The 21,391-nt window shown below is 70.8% G+C and carries 22 protein-coding genes and 1 pseudogene; 18 read left to right on the top strand and 5 right to left on the bottom strand.

Features of this window, described 5'->3' with window-relative positions:
* The first annotated feature begins 13 nt into the window (after positions 1–13).
* The 5 genes from ABD269_RS15865 (at position 14) to ABD269_RS15845 (ending at position 6,231) form a co-directional block, all read left to right on the top strand.
* A complete protein-coding gene (locus ABD269_RS15865) occupies positions 14–892 on the top strand; it encodes an alpha/beta hydrolase (RefSeq protein ID WP_301893918.1) in 879 nt (292 codons plus the stop codon).
* Positions 885–2,069: a mandelate racemase/muconate lactonizing enzyme family protein gene (locus ABD269_RS15860; RefSeq protein WP_344118402.1), complete on the top strand. Its 1,185-nt coding sequence runs from the start codon at positions 885–887 to the stop codon at positions 2,067–2,069. Before ABD269_RS15865 ends, ABD269_RS15860 begins: the two co-directional genes overlap by 8 nt.
* On the top strand, positions 2,066–3,814 hold the full coding sequence (locus ABD269_RS15855; protein WP_344118401.1) for a thiamine pyrophosphate-binding protein: 1,749 nt from the start codon (positions 2,066–2,068) through the stop codon (positions 3,812–3,814). The genes ABD269_RS15860 and ABD269_RS15855 overlap by 4 nt, the downstream gene beginning before the upstream one ends.
* 126 nt (positions 3,815–3,940) lie before the next feature.
* Complete coding sequence (locus ABD269_RS15850) at positions 3,941–4,843, top strand: FAH family protein (protein ID WP_344118400.1); 903 nt, start codon at positions 3,941–3,943, stop codon at positions 4,841–4,843.
* A gap of 2 nt (positions 4,844–4,845) precedes the next feature.
* Positions 4,846–6,231, top strand: a complete 1,386-nt coding sequence (locus ABD269_RS15845; protein WP_344118399.1) for a hypothetical protein — start codon at positions 4,846–4,848, stop codon at positions 6,229–6,231.
* Here the strand turns inward: ABD269_RS15845 and ABD269_RS15840 are convergent.
* A complete protein-coding gene (locus ABD269_RS15840) occupies positions 6,134–6,499 on the bottom strand; it encodes an ArsR/SmtB family transcription factor (protein ID WP_344118398.1) in 366 nt (121 codons plus the stop codon). The genes ABD269_RS15845 and ABD269_RS15840 overlap by 98 nt on opposite strands.
* Positions 6,500–6,695: 196 nt before the next feature.
* Here ABD269_RS15840 and ABD269_RS15835 point away from each other — a divergent pair, with 196 nt between their 5' ends.
* From ABD269_RS15835 to ABD269_RS15810, 6 genes are all read left to right on the top strand, one after another.
* Positions 6,696–8,129: an MFS transporter gene (locus ABD269_RS15835; RefSeq protein WP_344118397.1), complete on the top strand. Its 1,434-nt coding sequence runs from the start codon at positions 6,696–6,698 to the stop codon at positions 8,127–8,129.
* A 165-nt stretch (positions 8,130–8,294) separates the two neighbouring features.
* The gene (locus ABD269_RS15830; protein ID WP_344118396.1) at positions 8,295–8,702 is read left to right on the top strand and encodes a 5-carboxymethyl-2-hydroxymuconate Delta-isomerase; all 408 of its coding nucleotides are present in this window, start codon (positions 8,295–8,297) and stop codon (positions 8,700–8,702) included.
* Positions 8,699–9,412 (top strand): SDR family oxidoreductase, encoded by a 714-nt coding sequence (locus ABD269_RS15825; RefSeq protein WP_344118395.1) that lies wholly within the window; start codon positions 8,699–8,701, stop codon positions 9,410–9,412. The genes ABD269_RS15830 and ABD269_RS15825 overlap by 4 nt, the downstream gene beginning before the upstream one ends.
* 219 nt (positions 9,413–9,631) lie before the next feature.
* Positions 9,632–10,702: a type III polyketide synthase gene (locus ABD269_RS15820; RefSeq protein ID WP_344118394.1), complete on the top strand. Its 1,071-nt coding sequence runs from the start codon at positions 9,632–9,634 to the stop codon at positions 10,700–10,702.
* Positions 10,699–10,989: a hypothetical protein gene (locus ABD269_RS15815; protein ID WP_344118393.1), complete on the top strand. Its 291-nt coding sequence runs from the start codon at positions 10,699–10,701 to the stop codon at positions 10,987–10,989. Before ABD269_RS15820 ends, ABD269_RS15815 begins: the two co-directional genes overlap by 4 nt.
* Positions 10,986–11,303, top strand: coding sequence for a cupin domain-containing protein (locus ABD269_RS15810; RefSeq protein ID WP_301893930.1), 318 nt, complete (start codon positions 10,986–10,988; stop codon positions 11,301–11,303). The genes ABD269_RS15815 and ABD269_RS15810 overlap by 4 nt, the downstream gene beginning before the upstream one ends.
* Positions 11,304–11,336: 33 nt before the next feature.
* Here ABD269_RS15810 and ABD269_RS15805 read toward each other — a convergent pair whose 3' ends face one another.
* Complete coding sequence (locus ABD269_RS15805) at positions 11,337–11,708, bottom strand: STAS domain-containing protein (RefSeq protein WP_344118392.1); 372 nt, start codon at positions 11,706–11,708, stop codon at positions 11,337–11,339.
* Positions 11,709–12,292: 584 nt separating this feature from the next.
* Here ABD269_RS15805 and ABD269_RS15800 point away from each other — a divergent pair.
* The 5 genes from ABD269_RS15800 (at position 12,293) to ABD269_RS15780 (ending at position 15,664) form a co-directional block, all read left to right on the top strand.
* Complete coding sequence (locus ABD269_RS15800) at positions 12,293–12,457, top strand: hypothetical protein (protein ID WP_301893934.1); 165 nt, start codon at positions 12,293–12,295, stop codon at positions 12,455–12,457.
* A 10-nt stretch (positions 12,458–12,467) separates the two neighbouring features.
* The gene (locus tag ABD269_RS15795; protein WP_301893936.1) at positions 12,468–12,761 is read left to right on the top strand and encodes a Dabb family protein; all 294 of its coding nucleotides are present in this window, start codon (positions 12,468–12,470) and stop codon (positions 12,759–12,761) included.
* A 140-nt stretch (positions 12,762–12,901) separates the two neighbouring features.
* A complete protein-coding gene (locus ABD269_RS15790; RefSeq protein ID WP_301893938.1) occupies positions 12,902–13,870 on the top strand; it encodes an RNA polymerase sigma factor SigF in 969 nt (322 codons plus the stop codon).
* Between the two features lie 185 nt (positions 13,871–14,055).
* The gene (locus ABD269_RS15785; protein ID WP_116212976.1) at positions 14,056–14,889 is read left to right on the top strand and encodes an RNA polymerase sigma factor SigF; all 834 of its coding nucleotides are present in this window, start codon (positions 14,056–14,058) and stop codon (positions 14,887–14,889) included.
* A 67-nt stretch (positions 14,890–14,956) separates the two neighbouring features.
* Entirely contained in the window at positions 14,957–15,664 is a 708-nt protein-coding gene (locus ABD269_RS15780) for a hypothetical protein (protein WP_344118391.1), read from the top strand.
* Between the two features lie 222 nt (positions 15,665–15,886).
* Here ABD269_RS15780 and ABD269_RS15775 read toward each other — a convergent pair whose 3' ends face one another.
* Positions 15,887–16,126, bottom strand: coding sequence for a hypothetical protein (locus ABD269_RS15775; RefSeq protein WP_344118390.1), 240 nt, complete (start codon positions 16,124–16,126; stop codon positions 15,887–15,889).
* 208 nt (positions 16,127–16,334) lie between these two features.
* On the opposite strand from ABD269_RS15775, the gene ABD269_RS15770 reads away from it, so the two are divergent.
* Together ABD269_RS15770 and ABD269_RS15765 are read left to right on the top strand one after the other, a co-directional pair.
* A complete protein-coding gene (locus ABD269_RS15770; RefSeq protein ID WP_301893944.1) occupies positions 16,335–16,784 on the top strand; it encodes a MarR family winged helix-turn-helix transcriptional regulator in 450 nt (149 codons plus the stop codon).
* Positions 16,785–16,918: 134 nt separating this feature from the next.
* Positions 16,919–18,472 (top strand): annotated as a pseudogene (locus tag ABD269_RS15765) (MDR family MFS transporter); the annotation flags it as partial.
* Between the two features lie 199 nt (positions 18,473–18,671).
* Here the strand turns inward: ABD269_RS15765 and ABD269_RS15760 are convergent.
* Together ABD269_RS15760 and ABD269_RS15755 are read right to left on the bottom strand one after the other, a co-directional pair.
* Positions 18,672–19,433: a TetR/AcrR family transcriptional regulator gene (locus ABD269_RS15760; protein ID WP_344118388.1), complete on the bottom strand. Its 762-nt coding sequence runs from the start codon at positions 19,431–19,433 to the stop codon at positions 18,672–18,674.
* A 450-nt stretch (positions 19,434–19,883) separates the two neighbouring features.
* Complete coding sequence (locus ABD269_RS15755) at positions 19,884–21,374, bottom strand: MFS transporter (protein ID WP_301894406.1); 1,491 nt, start codon at positions 21,372–21,374, stop codon at positions 19,884–19,886.
* Positions 21,375–21,391: the final 17 nt, after the last annotated feature.

The raw sequence follows: 21,391 nt of genomic DNA, 5'->3' as shown, positions 1-21,391 counted from the left end.
GGAAGAGGCACCCATGCTGGAGCTGAAGCGCCCCCCGCAGAACACCCGCAAGGAGATCATCCACGTGCGCCGCGACGGCGCCGACCTCGCGCTGCACTTGTGGCGCCCCAAGAACCTCAAGGGCGCGATCTTCTATTTCCACGGCCTGCAGAGCCATGCGGGCTGGCTGTGGGAAGTCGGCCCGCAGTACGCGAACAACGACATCGCCCTCTTCGTCCTCGACCGCCGCGGCAGCGGCATCAGCGACGGCGAGCGCAACGACATCCCGGACGTCGACACCGTCCTCGGCGACTACGCCGCGGCCCTCGCCACCGTGCGCTGCATCATCGGCGACGAGGTGCCCCTCCAGCTCTTCGGGCACTGCCTGGGCGGCTCGTTCCTCGCCGCGCTGATGCAGCACCAGGACTTCGACGTCCCCTACGACTCCGCCGTCTTCTGCTCGACCTGGCTCGGCAAGCTGCACGCCACCCTCTCCCCGGAGGAGCGGGAGGCGCTGGCGAAGGAGACGGGCACGGAGCTGTGGGACGCCGCGCTGAAGTCCACGGACTTCACCGACAGCGTGAAGTACCAGCACTACATCGACAACGACGACCTCGCCGTCCGGCAGCTCACCAGACGCTCCCGCGCCACGCTCCTCGGCCTGGAGAAGCTCTACATGGAGCCCGAGCGCGAGCTCCCGCCGGTGCCGATGGGCTACGTCTCCGGGCTCACCGACCCGATCGTCGACCTCGACGACGCCCACAAGACGTTCATCGAGATGACGGAGGGGCGCGGCGGCATCATCAAGTTCCCCACCAACCAGCACTACCTCTACTACACCGACGTCCGCACCAGCCTCGTCAACTGGTCCTCCACCTACACGCTGATACCGGGCCTGGACCACCATGGATGAGGCACGGCTGTACCACGTGGCGCTGCCGATGCGGGTGGGCTTCGACCACCCCGCGGCGCGCCGCCGCCGGTCCGACGGCCTCGTCCTGAAGCTGACCGTCGACGGCGTGGACGGGCTCGGCGAGTGCGCCCCGCGCCCGTACGTCACCGGTGAGAGCACGGACGGCGTGCGCAGGGAGCTCCAGAGGGTGCCGATGCGGCGCCTGCTGGAGCGGCTGCGGACCGCCGACAGCGCCGAACTCGCCGCTCTGCTGCGCCGGGACGGCTTCGAGCGGACCTTCGGCATCTCCGGCGGGAACAACCTGATCTGCCTGCTGGAGACCGCGGTGCTCGACCTCCTCGGCCACCGGCTCGGGCTCGGCGTGGGCGAGCTGATCCGCCCCGCCGGGCCCGGCCGGGGCGCCGGCGACCCGCTGCCGGTGTCCCAGGTCATCGACCTGGGCATCGGGGTGGAGGAGTTCCTGGCGACCCGCGGCCCGTTCCACTTCGTGAAGGTCAAGGCGTCCGACGACATCGAGCGCGACGCCCGGACCGTCACCGCGGTCCGCGAGGCGCTGGGCCCGGACGTGCCCGTCATGGTCGACGCCAATATGAGCTGGTCCTACGACGACGCGCTCCACCACATCAAGCTGCTCGCCGGGTGCGGCGCGGACCTGATCGAGGAGCCGCTGCGCAAGGGCGCCTGGACCGAGCTGCGCGAACTGCGGCTCGCCACCGGGGTGTCGATCATGCTGGACGAGTCGCTGTGCTCGCTCGACGACGCCCGCACGGCGGTGCGGACCGGCGCAGCCGACGCGTTCAACATCCGCGTCGCCAAGTGCGGCGGGCTGCTCCGCTCGGCGGAGATCATCGACTTCGCCCGGCAGCACGGCATCGGGTTCCAGGTCGGGGTCCAGGTCGCGGAGACCGGGCCGCTGATCGCCGCGGGGCGCGCGCTCGCCTTCCGGCACCGGGACGCGATCACGGTCGAGGCGGGCCAGTCGGACCGCTTCTTCGAGCGGATGATCGTCACCCCGCCGCCGGCCGTGGACCGCGACTCCAACACCATCTCGCCCGTCGACGGCGCCGGGTTCGGGATGGCCCTCGACGACAGCGCCGGCGACTGGGCAGTGCTCAGGGCCGCCGGGGACACCGATCAATGGCAGCCCCTCGTGGCAGCAGCGAAGGCCGAGGCATGACCAAGTACTTCTCCGACGTGATCGTCGAGTTCCTGCGCCAGCAGGACATCGACTACGTGACCTTCAACCCCGGAGCGTCCTTCCGCGGCGTCCACGACTCGCTCGTCCACGAGGACAACGCGGAGATCGCCCCGGAGATCGTCATGGCCTGCCACGAGGAGATCGCCGTCGCGATCGCCCACGGCTACCACAAGGCGAGCAACCGGCACATGGGCGTCTTCGTGCACGCCAACGTCGGCCTGCTGCACGCCTCGATGGCCATCTTCAACGCCTGGTGCGACCGGGTGCCGCTGTTCGTGCTCGGTGGCAACGGCCCGCTGGACGCGGGGAAGCGGCGGCCGTGGATCGACTGGATCCACACCTCGCAGAACATCGAGTCCGTGGTCAAGGACTATGTGAAGTGGTGCGACCAGCCGACCAGCCAGCGCGCCACCGTCGAGTCCCTCTACCGCGGGTTCAAGCTGATGAACACGCCGATGAAGGCGCCCGTCTTCGTGGCCCTGGACTTCGACATCCAGGAGCAGCCGCTCCAGGACGACGTACGGCTGCTGCCGAAGACGGCCGCGCAGGCCACCGAGCTGCCGCCGCTGGACGCGCTGTCCGCCGACGGCCTCGCGACGCGGCTGCGGGACAGCCGACTGCCCGTGTTGATAACGGACTTCTCCGGCCAGGACCCGCGCACCGTCGCCCCGCTGACCGCCCTCGCGGAGCGCCTGGGGCTGGCCGTGGTCGACCGCGGCAACCGGATGAACTTCCCCAGCACCCACGAGCTCAACCTCTCCGGGGCGACCGCGGGCCTGCTGGAGGACGCGGACCTGGTGCTCGCCCTGGAGGTGCAGGACCTCGCGGGCGCGCTCGGCTCGTTCCTGGAGCTCGACGACCACGGGAAGCCCGCGAACGGCGCCCACGTCGTCACCATCGGCGCCAACGACCTGCTGACCAGCAAGTGGGCTGCGGACTACCAGCAGTTCGTCCCCGTCGACCAGGCCGTGGCCGCCGACGCCCTCGGCAGCGTCAACGCCCTGCGCGAGCGGGCCGATGACGCCTCGTTCGCCACCCCGGAGTTCACCGCCCGGCGCGACGAGCGCGTCAAGAAGATCTCCGCCGCCCACCTCCGCGCCCGCGCCGAGTGGGCCGGGCAGGCCGCGGAGGCCAAGGGCAACGAGATCATCAACGTGGCGGCCGCCGTGGACGAGATCCACCGCGCCGTCCGCGACGAGACCTGGGTGCTGGCCAACACCGGCAGCCTCACCATCGACGGCTGGGTCAAGAAGCTCTGGCCCCTGGAGCGGCCGCAGAGCTACCTCGGCCTCAACGGCGGCGGCGGGCTCGGCTACGGCCTCGGCGCGTCGGTCGGCGCCGCCCTCGCCCACAAGGACGACGGGCAGATCGTCATCGACCTCCAGTCCGACGGCGACTTCCTCTACACCCCCAGCGCCCTGTGGACGCTGTCCGCTTACGAGGTCCCGCTGCTGACGATCGTCATGAACAACCGCCTCTACCTGAACTCGACGCAGCACGCCGCGCGGATCGCGGGCAACCGCGACCGCGACATCGACCGCGCGCACATCGCGACGAGCTTCTACGACAACCCGGTGGACTTCGTGACCCTCGCGCAGTCGTACAACATCCACGCGCTGCCGCGGGTCGAGGCCATCGCCGACGTCGCGCCGGCCGTCCGCGAGGCGGTCGAGTTCATCAAGGCCAACGGCAGGCCGGCGCTCGTGGAAATCCTCATGGAGTGACCGGCGGCACAACCCCGGGGCGGGCGGGCCTCCCCCGCCACCGGACACCGCCCGCCCCGGCCCCTTCTCCCCCAAACCCACCGGCTCCCCCGGGAGTTCACCGACGTCCATGGAGGGCGTTCCGCCGTGACACAGTTCTTCGCATGCACGTACCAGGGCGAGCGGCTCATCGGCTTCGACGAGCCCGCCGACGGAGCACCGCTGCACCTCTACCGGACGGCGGGTGACGACCTCGGCGCCCAGCTGGCGGCCGCCGGTTACGACCCCGCCGCGTTCGCCGCCGCCGTCACCGCGGACGGCCCGGCCGTCACCGTGCCGGCCGACCGCCGCCACGAGGTACGCCACCTGCCGCCGCTGCTGCCCACCGAACTGGGGAACGCCCTGGTCAGCGGGTTCATGCAGACCCACAACGTCAAGGTGACCGACGAGCCGGCGGACGGCGGGGAGCGCCCCCAGCCCAACTGGTTCTTCAAGGGCCTCGGCACCTCCCTGAAGGTCGCGGGCGACCCGCTGACCGTGCCCGCCGCGGCCGTCGCCGTGTGCGAGGAGGCCGAGGTCGTCCTGATCTACCTCGACGACGAGCAGGGCACGCCCCACTACGTCGGCTACACCTTCGGCAACGACCTCACCGACATCGGGCGGTTCAAGCGCAACAACGGCCACCTCTCGTACGCCAAGCTGTGCGACGCGGCCGTCTCGCCCTGGTTCTTCTCCGGCGAGCCGCCGCGCTCGGTGACCGGCAAGGTCTCCGTCGAGCGGGACGGCGCGACCGCGTGGGAGGGCGGCTTCAGCACCGGCACCGACGCCCTCGCCTACCGCCTCGACGGCATGATGGAGCACCTCTTCTCCTACCCGCCGCTGCACCACCCCGGCCGCGTCCACTACGTCTTCATCGGCGCGGACCGCAGCAGCTTCCACGCGGGCTTCCGCATCGGGGACGGCGACCGGCTCACCATCGACGTGGCGAGCCACGGCGTGACCCTGACCAACGTGATCACCTGGGACGGCGCCGAAAGGCCGGTGGAGTGACCGTGGAGCTCATCCGCAAGCTCAGCGACGTGGAGGCGTCCTTCGCCTACACCCACGGCCTGCTCAAGGGGAACACCCAGGTCACCACCTGGGTCAGCGTCGACTCCCTGCTCGGTGACACGGAGCTGCGCGACGCCGTGGAGCGCTGGGCACGAAGGCTGCCGCTGCTCAGGGCGCGCATCGAGGAGCGGGACGGCTCGCTGTGGTTCCGCGAGGGCCCCGGGCCGGAGCCGGAGCAGCTGCGCCGGGGCCCGCTGCCCGCCGGGCGCTCGCCCGAGGACCTCCAGGGCGAGGAGCTCAACGACGTCCTGCCGACGGGCGGCGCCCTGTGGCGGCTGCGGACGGCCGCCGACGAGAAGGCGGGGGTCACGCACCTCTACTTCACCCGCAACCACGCCATATCCGACGGCCACTCCACCGGCGGCACGCTGCGGGTGCTGCTGGAGGAGCTCTTCGGGACCCCGTCCGACGGGGAGCCGGAGCCCTTCTCCCGCAACGGCGACGAGCTCACCTACCGGGTCCCCGAGGCGGACGTCCCGGAGGCGGAGGACGTGCCGGACGCGCCCGTGGACCCGATCCCCTTCGCGGTGCGCGCGCCGTGGCCGGAGCGGGGCGCGGCGTTCGTGCCCGTCGACCTGTCGGCGGCGGAGTCGGCGGCCGTCAAACTCTACTGCCGCCGCCGAGGGTTGACGGTCAATCAGTTCTTCGCGACGGCGCTCGCCGAGTCCTTCGCCCTGACCACCGGCCGCGACGAGGTCGAGTTCTTCACGGCCGTATCCCTGCGCCGCCGCTACGCCGAGACGGAGCACCTGACCGATCTCGGCTGCTACATCAGCGTCGTACGGGCGCCGCTGCGGCTCGACGGCGGGAGCTTCAAGGACCACGCCCAGGCGTACCGGGACGGCTTCCGGGCGGCCGACGCCACCTGGCGGCCGGCGGCCCGCGACCACCGGGAGATCCGCGCCGCGGTCCAGGCCACGGCGGCCGCCGGCAGCTCTCCGGGCATCTGCATCACCAATGTGGGCCCGGTCGACGCCTCGCTGGGGGCGCACGCGGAGCGGGTGACCGGATTCCGTACGGTGGTCAGCCGCACCGGCGCCAACTACGGTCTGGTGCTGCACCTTTCGACCTTCCGGGGCGCCTTCGGCCTGGCGCTGTCCTACGGCACGCCGAGCGTCGACCGGGCCGTCGTGGACGGCACGGCGAAGCTGCTGCGGGAGCGCGTCGCCCTGGCTGTGGCCGCGGCGCCCGGGGAGGACCCGGGGCCGCGCCCGCCGTACGGCTCCGTCGCTATCCCGGCCGTCCCGGCCGCACGGCCGCGTCCCGCAGGACGAGGTCGAGCAGTCCGGGGAAGCACTCCTCGAACTCGGCCTTACGCAACCGGTTGATCCGCTTGGCGCCCGCGTCGCGCTGCTCGATGAGCCCGGCCGAGCGCAGCACCGCGAAGTGATGGCTCAGCGCGGCCTTGCGGACGGGCACGTCGAAGCTTCCGCAGGTGCGTTCCCAGTCCTCGCTCCCCGCCAATTCCCGCACGAGCGTGAGCCGTACGGGGTCGGAGAGCGCGGCCAGCGCGGTCTCCAAGGCCACGTCCCGGGGATGGACGTGCTCCGGTGGCGTGCGATGCGGCGCCGACGCCGCGACGTTTTCCCTGGTCATGACGGCCTTTCTGACGAACGATTGCAAAGTGTTCGATGTTCTGCGTACAGTTTACGTGTTCGCCTCACGTCGAACAGTCTATTCGAGTCGTGCGTCCCCGGCTCCCGCCGACCCCGGGGCGGGTACTCCCCCGGCCCGCCCCGGTCCCCACTTTCCCCGCACCTCCCCCTGCCCTTCACCGACCTTAGGAATAGGCATGTCCCAGAGTGAACCCAGTACTGCGAAGAGGAAGCTGTCGCTGCTCGCGGCCTGCCTCGGGTTCGTCGTCGTCATCCTCGATGTCAGCGTGGTCAACGTCGCGACCGACGCGCTGAGCAAGGACTTCGGCGGCAGCCTCTCCGGGCTCGAGTGGGTGATCAACGGCTACACCCTCACGTTCGCCGCGTTCCTGCTGTCCACCGGCGCGCTGGGCGACCGCTTCGACCCCAAGCGGATCTACCAGGTGGGCTTCGCGCTCTTCGCCGTGGCGTCCTTCGCCTGCGGCGCCTCCACCACCCTGGTCGCGCTGATCATCTCCCGGGTGATCCAGGGCCTGGGTGCGGCGATGATCGTCCCGTCCTCGCTGTCGATCGTGAACAAGTCCTTCCCCGACGCCACCGAGCGCGCCAAGGCCGTGAGCCTGTGGGCCGCCGCCGGCGGTCTCGCCCTCGCCCTCGGCCCGGTGGTCGGCGGTGTGCTCATCGACCAGCTCGGCTGGCGCTCGATCTTCTTCGTCAACGTCCCGATCGCGATCATCGGCATCTGGCTGACCCAGGTCAACGCGCCCGGCACCGTCCGTGACCCGCAGGCGCCGCGCCGCTCCTTCGACGTCCTCGGCCAGGTCCTGGCCGTCGTCGCGCTCGGCACCTTCACCGCGGCCATCATCGAGGCCAACGGCAAGGGCTGGGGCTCCTCGGTCGTCGTCACCTGCCTGGCCGTCTTCGTGGTCGCCACCATCGCCTTCCTGGTCGCCGAGAAGAAGAGCAGCGACCCGATGCTGCCGCTGCACCTCTTCGGCCGCAAGGCGTTCACCTCGACCTCGCTGATCGGCGTCCTGGTCAACTTCGCCTTCTACGGACTGATCTTCGTCTTCAGCCTGTTCTTCCAGACGGCCTGGAGCTACTCCCCGATCGTCGCCGGCCTCGCGTTCCTCCCGATGACCGCCACGATCATGATCGCCAACCTGGCCTGCGGCCCGCTCGCCAGGCGCTACGGCGCCCGCACGGTCCTGATGACCGGCAGCACCCTGGCGGCGGTCGGCTACCTCGCGACCCTCCCGGCCGTGAACTCCGGCTCGTACGTCGCGATCATCGCGCAGTTCCTGGTGGCGGGCTTCGGCATCGGCCTGGTCGTCCCGGCCATGACCAACGCCATGCTCTCCGCGGTCGACTCCGGCAACATCGGCATCGCCTCCGGCGTCCTCAACGCCTCCCGCCAGCTCGGCGGCCTGATCGGTGTAGCCGTCATGGGCCTGATCGTCGGCCACGCGGACGCCGACACGTTCACTTCGGGCCTCCAGTCGGCTCTGGGCTGGGCGGTGGCGGCACTGGTCCTGTGCATCCTGCTCAGCGCCTTCGGCATCCACCGCGCCACCAAGGCGAAGGCCACGACCGCCCCGACCCCGGCGAAGACGCCCGTCCCGGCGAAGTAACCCACCGCAGGCGAAGCACGCTTCGCGCGCACACAGACCCAGAACCGTCGGCCCCGCGCCGGCGGTTCTGTCATTGCCGGCGTATCCGCCGTCGGTAGATGCCCAAAAGGCAAGCCAGAGAAGGAGGTATACGCCGGCATCACCACCCCGCAGAAAGGAAAGCGCATGCCGCACCTCATGCTCGAGCACTCGGGCAACATCCGTGAACAGGTCGACGTCGAGCACCTCTTCAGGGAACTGCATGCCGCGCTCTCGGAAGTCGGCGGCTTCCGTGTCCAGGACTTCAAGAGCAGGGCCGTCCGCCTGAACGCCTTCATCGGCGACGGCACCTACGAGCAGGCCTTCGTCAACCTCGACATCCGCACCTTCGCCGGCAAGCCGGCGGAGGCGAAGCGCCTGATCAGCCAGGAAGCACTCCGCGTGCTGGGCCGGCACTTCCACCGGACGATGGCCGAGACCTCCTGCGACATATCGGTTCAGATCACCGAGCTGAACCGCGAGAGCTATTCCCGTACCCGTTCCGAGGACCTGGTCCCCCAGGTCCCGTCACTACAGGAGAGCACCGCACCGTGACCGAATACCAAGGAAAGCGCGTCCTCGTCGTGGGAGGCAGCTCCGGCGTCGGCCTGGCCACCGCCCGGCGGTTCGCCACGCTCGGCGCCCATGTCACCATCGCCTCCCGTTCCAAGGAGAAGATCGAGGCGGCGCTGGCCACACTCGGCGACCGGGCCACCGGGCAGCCGCTCGACATCACCGACAACGCCGCGGTCGAGGAATTCGCCGCCTCGGCGGGCGAGTTCGACCACGTCGTCATATCGGCGGCGGACACCCCCATGGGCCGGGTGGACACCCTGCCCCTGGAGGACGCGTACGCCGCGATGGACAGCAAGTTCTGGGGCGCGTACCGCCTTGCCCGCGCGCTGACCGTCCGGCCGTCCGGCTCGCTGACGCTCGTCACGGGCTATCTGTCCGTACGCCCCGGAAAGGCGGCCGCGCTGCAGAGCGCGATCAACGCCGCCCTGGAGGCACTGGTCCGCGGGCTGGCCCTGGAGTACGCGCCGCTGCGCGTCAACGCGGTCTCGCCGGGCCTGCTGAAGACCCCGCTGTGGGACGCGCTCCCCGAGGCGAACCGCGAGGCGATGTACGAGGCGGCCACGGCGCGGCTGCCCGTCGCACGCGTGGGCGAGCCCGAGGACATCGCGGAGGCGGTCCTCTTCACGGCGGGCAACCCGTACACCACCGGCACGACCCTGTTCATCGACGGCGGCGGCTCGATCGCCTGACCGACCTTCCGGAACCTCAACGCCGAGGACGGGCTGGACAGCCGCAGTTCGAGAACCACGGTTCGCGAACTCCAGCCCGTCCGGCGTTTGAGGACCGGGGTCCGGGGCGGAGCCCCGGCAACGAACGGACAGCAAACGAACCGCGGGCACCCCCACAACACCGCCCGGAGCTCATCGCACAGCACACACAACAGCGTTCTTTCCCACCACGGAGCAGTCATGATCTACGTCAACCGCCCGGTCGTCGCACTGCCACCCCACGAAGTCACGCTCAAGGAGATCCAGGACGACATCGTCCGCGCGCACCCCGACCACCCCCGGCTCCCCGCCATCCTGCGCGTCCTGGACTCGACCGGTGTCCAGCACCGCCGCTTCGCCCGGCCGCTGGCCACCGTGGCCGCCGACCGGCCCTCCGCGGAGAGCAACGCAGAGGCGTACGCCGATCTGTGCGAACTCGCCGAGCGGGCCGCCCGCGAGGCGCTTCGCACCGGCGGGCTCGGCCCGGTGGACGTCGACTGCCTGATCACCAGCCACGCCACGGCGTTCGCGGTCCCCGGTCTTGACGTCCACCTCGTCAACGCCCTGGGGCTGCGCTCCACCGTCAGCCGGATCCCCATGACCCAGCTCGGCTGCGCGGGCGGCGCCCACGCGCTGGTGCGCGCCGCCGAGTACCTCGCGGCCCACCCGGGGCAGCGCGTGCTCATCGTGGCCGGGGAGATCCTGAGCTCGGTCTACCAGCACAGCGACGACAGCATGGAAGCGATGATCTACAAGGCGCTGTTCGGCGACTCGGCCGGCGCCTGCGTGGTGGGCGACGCCCGCCCGGCGGGGGCCGCGTTCCGGGTGGACGACACCTGGGAGTACGTCGTGCCGGACAGCACCGAGCGCTATGAGATGACCCTGGACGACCGGGGGTTCCACTTCGGCAGCACCCCGGCCGCACTCAAGGGCGTGGGCGACCTGATGCCGCACCTGCGGGAGTGGCTCGGGGCGGACACGGGCGCCTGGAAGCCGCAGTTCACGGTCGCCCACACGGGCGGCCCGCGCATCCTCATGGATCTCGCCAAGGGCCTCGGCTGCGACCCCGACGTCACCCGCCACTCCTGGGAGAGCCTCCAGCAGCGCGGCAACCTCGGCGCCGTGGCCGTGCTCGACGTGCTGGCCCGTACGTACGACGAACCGCCCGCCACCGGCGACACCGGCGTCCTCATCGGCTTCGGCCCCGGCTTCACGGCCGCGGCGTGCCGGGCGACGTGGTGCGGGCCCACCGGAGCGGAGGAGCGGTCATGAGCGCGGCACCCGTGGTGCTGGACCTGATCGGGGCGGGCGCGGTCGACATGACCGGCCTGCTGTCCGGGCCGATCCGCGGCCTGGAGCTGGTGGACGTCCCGGCGACGGAACGGCCCACCGCCTGGGCCCCGTTCACCGAGCTGGTCGTGCACGTGACGGCGGATCCCGCCTGCCCCGGGCCCGACATGCCGATCCCGACCGGGGCGCACACGCTCTTCACGCTGCGCGACCCGGACCGCTGCATCCCCGTCACCCTGGACGTCACGAGCCGGAGGCCCGAACAGTGATCCTCTCCCCCGCCACCGGCTCCGCCACGGCGATCCTCCAGCGCATGCTGCCGTCGGGCGTCCTGCACTCCGGGTGCGACGACGCGCAGCACTGGCAGCTGTGCGAAGCGGAGCGCTTCCGCCTGACCCCGGAGCCGGGCACCGAGACGGCCCTGATCGTCCTGGAGGGCGACATCACCCTCGCCCTGGAGGAGACCGACCCGGTCCGCGCCCACGCGGGCCAGGTGGTCCTCATACCGCCCGACGCCCGCGGCGAGCTGCGCACCGCGGAGAGACGGGTCCGCCTCCTGGGTCTGACGTCGAGAGGCGGCTGAAGCGGGCCGGCGTGGTGACCGGCGCCGCGGTCACTACGCCGGCACGCTGCCGTCCTGCGGGTCGGCGACGGCCGGGAAGGCGTCCACGAAGGTGAACGCCGTGTCGACTCCGGCGATCCGCATCACCTTCGCCACCCGCGGAATCCCCCGTACGAGGCGCAGCCGCCCGCCCCGGTCCCGCATCCGGTGACGCGCCCTCAGCAACAGCCGCAGTCCGCTGGCGTCCAGAAAGGTGACCCGGCGGAGATCGATGACGATGTCGGCGCGGAACCGCTCCGTCAGCGTGTCCACGCGCGGGCCGAGCAGCTGCTCCGCCAAGATGTCGATTTCTCCGTGCAGTTCAATGATGATGGCGCCGTACGCCACGCGCTCCCGCATGGCGAAGGCGGGTTCGTCCGCGCCCATGTCGCCCCTCACCGACCTCCCTCGGCCGCATATGCCGTATGCCTTTCTGGTGCCCCGGCAGTACGTACTTCTCACCTTCGTCGCAAGGGTGTGAGCTCTTGAGGCATTGAGGGGCAGAGGCGCGTGCCGGGACGAAGTGGAGTGCGCTGCGCGCCACGGGAGGCGCGCGGGATGGGCGTGCGCACCGTGACCGGGCCCCGAAGGCGGTGGGAAAGCGCGAGGTGAAGGACGGGGGAAGCGACACCTGGTCGAGGCGGCCGCCTCCCCCGATGAGGACACGGTCCTCCAAGTACGGGCCGCAGTCGGGGGGAATCGCGGCCCGGACCCCGCAGTGAGGTCCATGTCCCTGGCCCACCGGATTCCTGCCAGATCCGATGTGCTTACCCCCATCCTCCGCCCGCGCCCGGGCCCGACCGGCGGGCGAAGGACCCCCCTTGGCGGGCCTTTGGTCCTTAAAGGTGCCGTGAGGTCCCGTACCTCCCCGGTGGCTCCCCGGAGCCGCCGGTCCAGCATTTCGTCCATACGTACGGTTAGACTCTCGCGACCATAGGGGCATCGGGGACAGCAGGGGAGGCTGTGGGGCCGTGGCACAGGCGAAGAAGATCGCGTTCTACGCCGTCATCATCTTTGTGGCGTACACGATCATCCACTCCCCGGCGCGGTCGGCGGAACTCGTCCAGGTAGGGTTCGAAGGCATCTCGGACGCCGCCAAGAGCGTCGGCGAGTTTATGACCCAGCTCATCAAGTAAGGGCAGAACCGTGATCCGTCACCTCGTCCTGTTCAAGCTCAACGAGGGCGTCGAGCGCGACGACCCGCGCGTCGCCGCCGGCGTGCAGGCGTTCGAGGAGCTCGGCAAGCAGATTCCCGAGCTGCGCTTCTGGGAGTCCGCCTGGAACGTCACGGACCGGCCGATCGCGTACGACTACGCCATCAACTCCGCCGTCGACGACACCGAGGCGCTCCAGCGCTACCTCGACCACCCCGCGCACCAGGCGGGCGTCGCGCAGTGGCGCGAATTCGCCACATGGGTGATCGCCGACTACCCGTTCTGAGGGAACCCCGGCCGACCTGCCGGGATCGCGGTCTCCGCACGACCCAGAGGGCCCTTCGCCGACCTCGGCGAGGGGCCCTTTTTTGCCCTCAACACGGCGCTATGCGGTGCTTGCACACAGTGCACATGTCTTGTGATGCTATGACCGCTTTTGCCGGAGAGTTGACCGTGAAGGGTGGCGTGACCGTGTCGGCCCGTACCGTCCCCGAAGCCCCCCTCCAACGCGACCAGCCCCCCGCCTCCGCGGAGGCCCACAAGCCCGCCCCCGAGGCCCGCCCCCCGGCGCCGGAGGAGCGGGCGGCCCCCGCCCCCGACGACCCCGGGGACGAGCCCGAGGAGCCCAGGAGCCGGGGTGCGGACGCCAGGGCGCTGACCCAGGTCCTCTTCAAGGAGTTCGTCACCCTCCAGCCCGGCACGTCCGAGCACACGCGCGTACGGGCCGCCCTGATCGAGGCCAACCTCCCGCTGGTGCGCTACGCCGCGGCCCGCTTCCGCAGCCGCAACGAGCCCATGGAGGACGTCGTCCAGGTCGGCACGATCGGCCTGATCAACGCCATCGACCGGTTCGATCCCGACCGCGGGGTGCAGTTCCCGACCTTCGCGATGCCGACCGTCGTCGGCGAGATCAAGCGCTACTTCCGCGACAACGTCCGCACCGTGCACGTCCCCCGCCGGCTGCACGAGCTGTGGGTGCAGGTCAACGGCGCGAGCGAGGACCTGACGGTGCTGCACGGGCGGACGCCCACCACCGCCGAGATCGCCGAGCGGCTGCGGATCCCCGAGGACGAGGTGCTGGCCTGCATCGAGGCCGGGCGTTCGTATCACGCCACCTCGCTGGAGGCGGCCCAGGAGGGCGACGGCCTGCCCGGCCTGCTGGACCGGCTCGGCTACGAGGACCCGGCGCTGGCCGGGGTCGAACACCGTGACCTCGTGCGCCACCTGCTCGTCCAACTGCCGGAGCGCGAACAGCGCATCCTGCTGCTGCGCTACTACAGCAATCTGACGCAGTCCCAGATCAGCGCCGAACTGGGCGTCTCCCAGATGCACGTGTCCCGGCTGCTCTCCAGGAGCTTCGCCCGGCTGCGTTCCGCAAATCGAATCGACGCGTAACCCTCAAGGGTGAAGGCCCTTGAGGCCAGCGGGCAGATATGTCGACTTGACGCTACAGCGTGTTGCCGACATGTGACATTCTGCTGGAACTGCGTTTGCCACAGCCCGGCGTCCGGTATTCAGGTGGAGGCCGACCCTCGTACGAGGGACTTGCTGTGACCCGTCCGCGACCTCAAGGGGGTGGCATGTCCGTAGACCTGGGCAGCGCGAAGGTGCTCGCCAACGACGCACCGCACGCCGTGCTCGACGACTGCGAAGCCATCGACACCCGCACCCTCTCCCGCTCGTTGTTCCTGCGGCTGGCCACGCTCGACCGGGACAGCGCGGAGCGTACGTACGTCCGCGACACTCTCATCGAGCTCAATCTGCCGCTCGTGCGCTACGCGGCGGCCCGCTTCCGCAGCCGCAACGAGCCGATGGAGGACATCGTCCAGGTCGGCACGATCGGCCTGATCAAGGCGATCGACCGGTTCGACTGCGAACGGGGGGTGGAGTTCCCGACCTTCGCGATGCCGACCGTCGTCGGCGAGATCAAGCGGTTCTTCCGGGACACCAGTTGGTCCGTGCGCGTGCCGCGCCGGCTCCAGGAGCTGCGACTGGCCCTGACCAAGGCCAGCGACGAGCTCGCCCAGAAGCTCGACCGCTCCCCCACCGTCCCCGAACTGGCCCTGTGCCTCGGTGTGTCCGAGGACGACGTGGTCGACGGGCTGGCGGTCGGCAACGCCTATACGGCCAGTTCACTGGATTCGCCGTCCCCCGAGGACGACGGCGGCGAGGGCTCGCTCGCCGACCGGCTGGGCTATGAGGACAGCGCGCTGGAGGGCGTCGAGTACCGCGAGTCCCTCAAGCCGCTGCTGGCCAAGCTGCCGCCGCGGGAGCGGCAGATCATCATGCTGCGCTTCTTCGCCAACATGACGCAGTCGCAGATCGGCGAGGAGGTCGGCATCTCCCAGATGCACGTCTCCCGGCTGCTGACCCGCACGCTGTCACAGCTGCGCGAGGGGCTCATCGCCGACTGAGGACGGGATCAACGGGGGACCGTCCACCCATATGTACACCTGACGCCGCGTCAGCCACACTGGGCCGATGCGACGGAAGACGCTAGTCTCCGCCTCCGCTTCCGCCGGGGCCGCCGCGCTCGCCCTGGGCGCCCTGCTCTCGGGATGCGGTGGCAGCGGCCGTGACGCCTATGTCGCGACGGGAGCCGCCGGACCCGGCTCGTCCCGGTCCGTCGACGGCGCCGTTCCGCCCGAGGGCGGTGTGGAGCTGATTCCACTCGACGGCGAAAGCGACGCTTCTTCGGCTCCGCCTTCACCCAAGGCCCCGCCGAGTTCCAAGGCCCCGCCGAGTCCCGTGAGCCCGCCGACGACCTCGGCCGGCCCGAGCCCTCGCGCAGCGACCCACGGCCCCGCACCCTCCGGGCCGACCCCCGCCCCTCCGCGCCCGTCGCGCCCCTCGCCCCCTTCGCCGCCCGCGAGCAGCCCGGCGGACCTCCGCGTCGGCGACCCCCACCGGGAGCCGGACCCCGACGGCCGCCGATGGTGCGAAAAGGTCACCGTGACCTTCACCAACCCCACCGGCCCACCGATCACCGCGGGCACGATCACCTTCGGCACGCACGTCATCGACGCGCTCGGCATCAACTGGGCGACGCTCCCTTCCACGCGCTCGCTGCCCGCGCCGATTCTCGCGGGACGCGAGGTGGAAGGGACGTGGGTGGTGTGTGTGGACGAGTGGCGCGTGCCGTTGGGTATGCGGGTGGAGACGCGGGTGGCGGCGGCGACTTGGTCGTAGGCCCGTTGCCGCCTTCGGCGGGAGCGCCCTGCGGGCGCGTCCTCAAACGCCGGACGGGCTGAATCAGCCCGTCCGGCGTTTGAGGACAGCGCGCGAAGCGTGCTTCGGGGTCTGGGGCGGAGCCCCAGTTTCGGGAAGGGGCGGGGTGGGGAACAAGCCCGCCGCAGGCGCAAGCAACCCGCACCCACCCAGGGCACTGGCTACCTCACCCACCCCAGGTCACTAACTGAGCGCCAGCCAAGCCACCGCCGCCACCACGACCGCGATCGCCGCGATCACAGCGACAGTGACCCCGACCCGCGGCCCGGAAGCCGCAGGCGCAGCCGCGCGCGCAGCCGCGCGACCGCCACCGCCGCCGCCCCCACCGGGGCCCTCGTCCACGAACGCACGGAACATCTGGGTGCTCCCCGCCGGGTCGTAGCCCTCGGGGTTCTGCTGGGGGTGCTGATGGGGGTTGGCCATAGGCCAGGACCCTAGCGAAGGAGCCCCGGGTTTCGCGCGCCGGGCCGCGTACAAAGCGCATCCGCACACCCCCCACCTGCCGCTTTACACCTCACCGGGCAGACCTTGAGGTTTCCTTTACCCGGAGAGTCCCCATTTCGTTTGCCTTCAGCAACCAAGTTCTGGTCTTATGGTTGCCCTGAGCAACTGAAGTGGAGGCGTGCGTCGAGTGGCAGCACAGGAGCAGTACGAGGAACTCAGCCGCCAGCTCGGGGCCGTCGCCGCCGTCCGGCGCGACCTGAGCCGCGTGCTCCCCCCGGAGTGCCCGCCCGCGTCGGCGATGACGCTCGCGCTGCTCAAGCAGTGCGGCGAGGTCCGGATGAGCAAGCTGGCCGAACTCCTGGGCATCGACATGTCGGTGACCAGCCGCCATGTCGCGTACGCGGCCGAGCGCGGCTGGCTCGACCGGCACCCCGACCCGCTCGACAAGCGCTCCCGGCTGCTCAGCATCAGCCCGCAGGGGGTGGAGATGCTGGAGCAGGTTTCGGCCCGGTACACCCGGGCGCTCACCGCCTGCCTCAGCGACTGGCCCGACGAGGACGTCGTCCGGCTCACCGAACTGCTGGGCCGGCTCCGCGAGAGCTTCGGCGGCTGCCGGCTGCGCGCTCCGCAGCCGTAGCCGCGCCCCGCGGACACACCAACCCCACACACGCACTATCGGCAGTAAGGAAATCAATGGCCAAGACCACACCCGCCGGTGTGGGGGGCGGACACACCAAGCACGGAGGCCACTCCGGCTCCGACGCCGCCCCCATGACGCACCGCCAGATCATGGAGGCGCTGTCCGGGCTGCTGCTCGGCATGTTCGTCGCGATCCTGTCGTCGACGATCGTCTCCAACGCGCTGCCGGAGATCATCCACGATCTGCACGGCAGCCAGTCCTCCCTGACCTGGGTGGTCACGGCCTCGCTGCTGGCGATGACCGCGTCCACCCCGCTCTGGGGCAAGCTCTCGGACCTCTTCAGCAAGAAGCTGCTGGTCCAGATAGCCCTGATCGTCTACGTCGGTGGTTCCGTCGTGGCCGGTCTCTCCCAGAACACGGGCATGCTGATCGCCTGCCGAGTCGTCCAGGGCATCGGCGTCGGCGGTCTCTCGGCCCTCGCCCAGATCGTCATGGCCGCGATGATCTCCCCGCGTGAGCGCGGGCGTTACAGCGGTTACCTCGGCGCCACCTTCGCCGTCGCCACGGTCGGCGGCCCGCTGCTCGGCGGCGTCATCACCGACACCGACTGGCTCGGCTGGCGCTGGTGCTTCTACGTCGGTGTGCCCTTCGCGATCATCGCGCTGATCGTGCTCCAGAAGACCCTGAAGCTCCCGGTCGTGAAGCGGGACGTCAAGGTCGACTGGCTGGGCGCGTTCTTCATCAGCGCCTCCGTCACCCTGCTGCTGATCTGGGTGACCCTGGCCGGCAAGAACTACGACTGGATCTCCTGGCAGACCTACGTCATGGTCGGCGGCTCGATCGCGCTCGGCGCGCTCTTCGTCCTCGTCGAGTCCAAGGCGGCGGAGCCGATCATTCCGCTGCGGCTGTTCCGCAACAAGACGATCTCCCTCGCCTCGATCGCGAGCCTGTTCGTCGGCGTCGCGATGTTCAGCGGCACCGTCTTCTTCTCGCAGTACTTCCAGCTCGCCCGCGGCAAGACGCCGACGATGTCCGGCGTGATGACGATCCCGATGATCGGCGGCCTGTTCATCTCGTCGACCGTCTCGGGCCAGATCATCACCAAGACGGGCCGCTGGAAGGCCTGGCTGGTCTCCGGCGGTGTGCTGCTGACGGCGGGCCTCGGCCTGCTCGGCACGATGCGCTACGACACCCCGTACTGGCACCTGGCGATCTACATGGCCCTGGTCGGCCTCGGCATGGGCATGATGATGCAGAACCTCGTGCTCGCCGCGCAGAACCAGGTCGCCCCGCAGGACCTCGGCGCCGCCAGCTCCGTCGTCACCTTCTTCCGCTCCCTCGGCGGTGCGGTCGGCGTCTCGGCGCTCGGCGCGGTCTTCGCCAACCGGGTCCCGGACTACGTCAAGGACGGCATCACCGCCCTCGGCCCGAAGGCCGCGGCGGCCCTCGGCAAGAGCGGCTCCGGCGGCGGCATCCCCAAGCTGTCCGACATGCCCGCCCCGCTCCGGCAGGTCTTCGAGAGCGCGTACGGGCACGGCGTCGGCGACGTCTTCCTCTACGCGGCGCCCTGCGGGCTGCTGGCCTTCATCGTGACCCTCTTCATCAAGGAGGTCGCTCTGAAGAGCAAGTCCGGTACGCAGGCGGCGGCTTCCGGGTCCACGTCCGCGGCGGACGCCGAGCCGGCCCGGCAGGCCGGCTGACACAGACCCCGGCGGCGGGGGTGCGGCACGAGCGGAGTCGTGCCCCCGCCGGCGGAAGCCGGGACCGGAACGGCATGAACGGTCCCGGACGACGAGCCCCGGTGACGGCGCGCGCAAAGGCAGGGGACGGCCTGCGCGCCACCACCGGGGCTCTGCCGTACCCGGCGGGCGGTCCGGGTCGGGGTCAGCGGTCGCGCATGGCCTCGATGCCCGCGATCACCGTGTCCAGGGCATAGCCGAAGTCCTGTTCGCGACGCTCCTCCCGGGTCAGGGCGGACTGCGACTCCATCAGGTCGACGGCCTCCTTGAACGACTCCTCGTAGTCGTAGCGTTCCGAGACCTCTGACATCAGCAGCTTGAAGTACTCGTCCTCCGTCAGGCCCGCGGCGTTGCAGCGCTCCATGAACAGGCCCTCGGCCGTGCAGAAGCCGTAGACGAACTGGAAGACGGCCGACAGCGCCCCGGTGATCCGCTCCTCCCCCACCCCGCTGCGCCGGATGACGGCCAGGCAGGCGTTGGTGTACGCCATCGAGCTCGGGCCGATGTTGAGATAGCGGCCAAGCAGCTGGGTGACCCAGGTGTGGCTGGAGAGCATCTTGCGGTACTCCACGGCGAGGAGGCGCAGCTGCTCGCGCCAGTCCCCGTCCTCCTGGGAGACGTCCGGGACCACCATCGTGCCGTTGATCCCGTCGAGGACGATCTCCAGGAGGTCGTCCTTGGTGTCGACGTACCAATAGACGGACATGGCGGTCACCCCGAGCTCGGCGGCCAGCCGCCGCATCGAGAACTTCGCGAGCCCCTCGGCGTCGAGCAGCCGCACCGTGGCGGCCACGATCCGCTCCAGATCGAGCGCGCCGCCCTCGGCGTCCCCCTTCCGCTTGGGAACGGGCTTCCGGGACAACCACACGCTGGCCTGCGGGGTGTCCGCGCGACTGGTGCTCGCCATGCGATTCCCTTTCTTACGGGTGATACGTACGGAATGTTAGTTGGGGGTGCGGGCCCGTCGGCGCCTGCGGCGGGCTTGTTCCCCAGCCCCGCCCCTTCCCGCAGCGTCTGATGCTCGGCTCCGCCGAGGCCGGGGCTCCGCCCCGGACCCCCGGTCGGGTGCGGCCCGGCGGGCTTGTTCCCCTACCCCGCCCCTTCCCGTAACTGGGGCTCCGCCCCAGACCCCGAAGCACGCTTCGCGCGCTGTCCTCAAACGCCGGGCGGGCTGGATATTCAGCCCGTCCGGCGTTTGAGGACGCGCCCGCAGGGCGCTCCCGCCGCAGGCGGCGGACCGGCTCGCAGCCGGGGGCCCGGGGCACGCGCCCCGGTTTCGGGAAGGGGCGGGGTGGGGGAAAGGCCCCGCAGGGCGCCCCCACCGCAGGCGGCAACGGACCCGCACCCGGGGCCCGGGTCACCTGCCGGCGCGCTCCGCCCGGCGCAGCAGGATCGCCGCGAGGACGCCACCCGCAAGCACAGCCGCCGCACCCACCAGCTGACTCGCCTGCACGCCGGAGGCGAACGCGTCGCGGATCTCCGCGCGGTCGGCCGCGGACGAGGCCCGCGAGAGCGCTGCCGGGAGAGAGCCCGCCCCCGCCGCCACCGCGGGGACCAGCGCCGCGAAGCGGGAGTTGAGGACGGCGCCCAGCACCGCCACGCCCAGGCCGTTGCCGGACTCCTGGAGCGTGCCGTTGACGCCCGCGCCCACGCCCGCCTTCTCCGGCGGGATCGCGGACATGATCGCGTTGGCCATGGCCGGCATGGAGAGCGCGATGCCGACGCCCATCAGCACCAGGCCCAGGAACATCCCCGCGTAACCGTGCGCGCCGAGCACCGCGATCGACGCGAGCCCTGCGGCGAGCAGGCCCATGCCCCCGGCGATGGCGACGGGCGTGCCCACCTTGGGCAGCAGCCGGGCGCCCACGCCCGTGAGGTTGAGGACGACGATCACCAGCGCGAGCGGCGTCATCCGCAGGCCCGTCTGCAGCGGGTCGTAGCCGAGGACGAGCTGGAGGTGCTGCGTGAGCAGGAAGAACGAGCCGCCCATCCCGAAGGCCACGAGGATGCCGCCCGCGACGGCGCCCACGAAGCGGCTGTTGCGGAAGAAGGTCATGTCCAGCATCGGGAACGGAATGCGCCGCTCCCACAGGGCGAAGGCGGTGAGCGCGGCCGCACCGATGAGGGCCGCGGTCACCACCCGTCCGGAGGTCCAGCCGTGGGCGGGGCCGGAGATGATCGCGAAGGTGATGCCGGACATGCCGACCGTGGAGAGGAGCGCGCCGAGTAGGTCCGGCCGGTCGCCCGTCGGGTTCTTGGACTCGGGCACGAGCTTGAGGACGGCCACCAGGCCGACCAGCGCCACCGGCAGGTTGATCAGGAAGATCGAGCCCCACCAGAAGTGGTTGAGCAGCGCGCCGCCGATGAGCGGCCCGGCGGCGAAGCCGAGCGAGCTCACCCCGCCCCACAGGCCGATCGCCTTGGTGCGCTCCTCGTCGTCGAAGACCTGGACGACGACGGCGAGCGTCGTGGTCATCAGCAGCGCCCCGCCTATGCCCATGCCGGCGCGGGCGGCGATCAGTTGCGCGGTGGACTGGGCGAGCCCGGCCACGAGCGAGCCGATCCCGAACAGGGCGAGCCCGGTGGCCAGCATCTTCTTGCGGCCGTAGCGGTCGGCGGCGTTGCCCGCGGTGAGCAGCAGTCCCGCCTGCACCAGCGAATAGGCGTTCATCATCCACTGCACGTCCGCGGTGGAGGCCCCGAGTTCCTCGGTGAGGGAGGGGACCGCCACGGTCAGGATCGTGTTGTCCAGGAGGACCGTGAGCTGCGCGAGGCAGATGACGCCGAGGATGACCCAACGGGCCGGATTGCGCTCGGGTCGTTGCCCGGCGGCGTCGGAAGTGTTCATGGTCGTGGCGGTCACAC

The sequence above is a fragment of the Streptomyces blastmyceticus genome (assembly GCF_039521185.1).
In the GTDB taxonomy this organism is placed as follows: Bacteria; Actinomycetota; Actinomycetes; order Streptomycetales; family Streptomycetaceae; genus Streptomyces; species Streptomyces blastmyceticus.
The sequence above is the reverse complement of the archived record's forward strand: the minus strand, read 5'-3'. Positions and strand labels throughout refer to the sequence as shown.

What these genes read in the sequence shown, in the direction of transcription:
- ABD269_RS15865 (WP_301893918.1), top strand. Translation starts at nt 14, where the DNA reads ATGCTGGAGCTGAAGCGCCCCCCGCAGAACACCCGCAAGGAGATCATC.
- ABD269_RS15860 (WP_344118402.1), top strand. Translation starts at nt 885, where the DNA reads ATGGATGAGGCACGGCTGTACCACGTGGCGCTGCCGATGCGGGTGGGC.
- ABD269_RS15855 (WP_344118401.1), top strand. Translation starts at nt 2,066, where the DNA reads ATGACCAAGTACTTCTCCGACGTGATCGTCGAGTTCCTGCGCCAGCAG.
- ABD269_RS15840 (WP_344118398.1), bottom strand. Translation starts at nt 6,499, where the DNA reads ATGACCAGGGAAAACGTCGCGGCGTCGGCGCCGCATCGCACGCCACCG.
- ABD269_RS15835 (WP_344118397.1), top strand. Translation starts at nt 6,696, where the DNA reads ATGTCCCAGAGTGAACCCAGTACTGCGAAGAGGAAGCTGTCGCTGCTC.
- ABD269_RS15830 (WP_344118396.1), top strand. Translation starts at nt 8,295, where the DNA reads ATGCCGCACCTCATGCTCGAGCACTCGGGCAACATCCGTGAACAGGTC.
- ABD269_RS15820 (WP_344118394.1), top strand. Translation starts at nt 9,632, where the DNA reads ATGATCTACGTCAACCGCCCGGTCGTCGCACTGCCACCCCACGAAGTC.
- ABD269_RS15815 (WP_344118393.1), top strand. Translation starts at nt 10,699, where the DNA reads ATGAGCGCGGCACCCGTGGTGCTGGACCTGATCGGGGCGGGCGCGGTC.
- ABD269_RS15805 (WP_344118392.1), bottom strand. Translation starts at nt 11,708, where the DNA reads ATGGGCGCGGACGAACCCGCCTTCGCCATGCGGGAGCGCGTGGCGTAC.
- ABD269_RS15790 (WP_301893938.1), top strand. Translation starts at nt 12,902, where the DNA reads ATGACCGCTTTTGCCGGAGAGTTGACCGTGAAGGGTGGCGTGACCGTG.
- ABD269_RS15785 (WP_116212976.1), top strand. Translation starts at nt 14,056, where the DNA reads ATGTCCGTAGACCTGGGCAGCGCGAAGGTGCTCGCCAACGACGCACCG.
- ABD269_RS15780 (WP_344118391.1), top strand. Translation starts at nt 14,957, where the DNA reads ATGCGACGGAAGACGCTAGTCTCCGCCTCCGCTTCCGCCGGGGCCGCC.
- ABD269_RS15775 (WP_344118390.1), bottom strand. Translation starts at nt 16,126, where the DNA reads ATGGCCAACCCCCATCAGCACCCCCAGCAGAACCCCGAGGGCTACGAC.
- ABD269_RS15760 (WP_344118388.1), bottom strand. Translation starts at nt 19,433, where the DNA reads ATGGCGAGCACCAGTCGCGCGGACACCCCGCAGGCCAGCGTGTGGTTG.
- ABD269_RS15755 (WP_301894406.1), bottom strand. Translation starts at nt 21,374, where the DNA reads ATGAACACTTCCGACGCCGCCGGGCAACGACCCGAGCGCAATCCGGCC.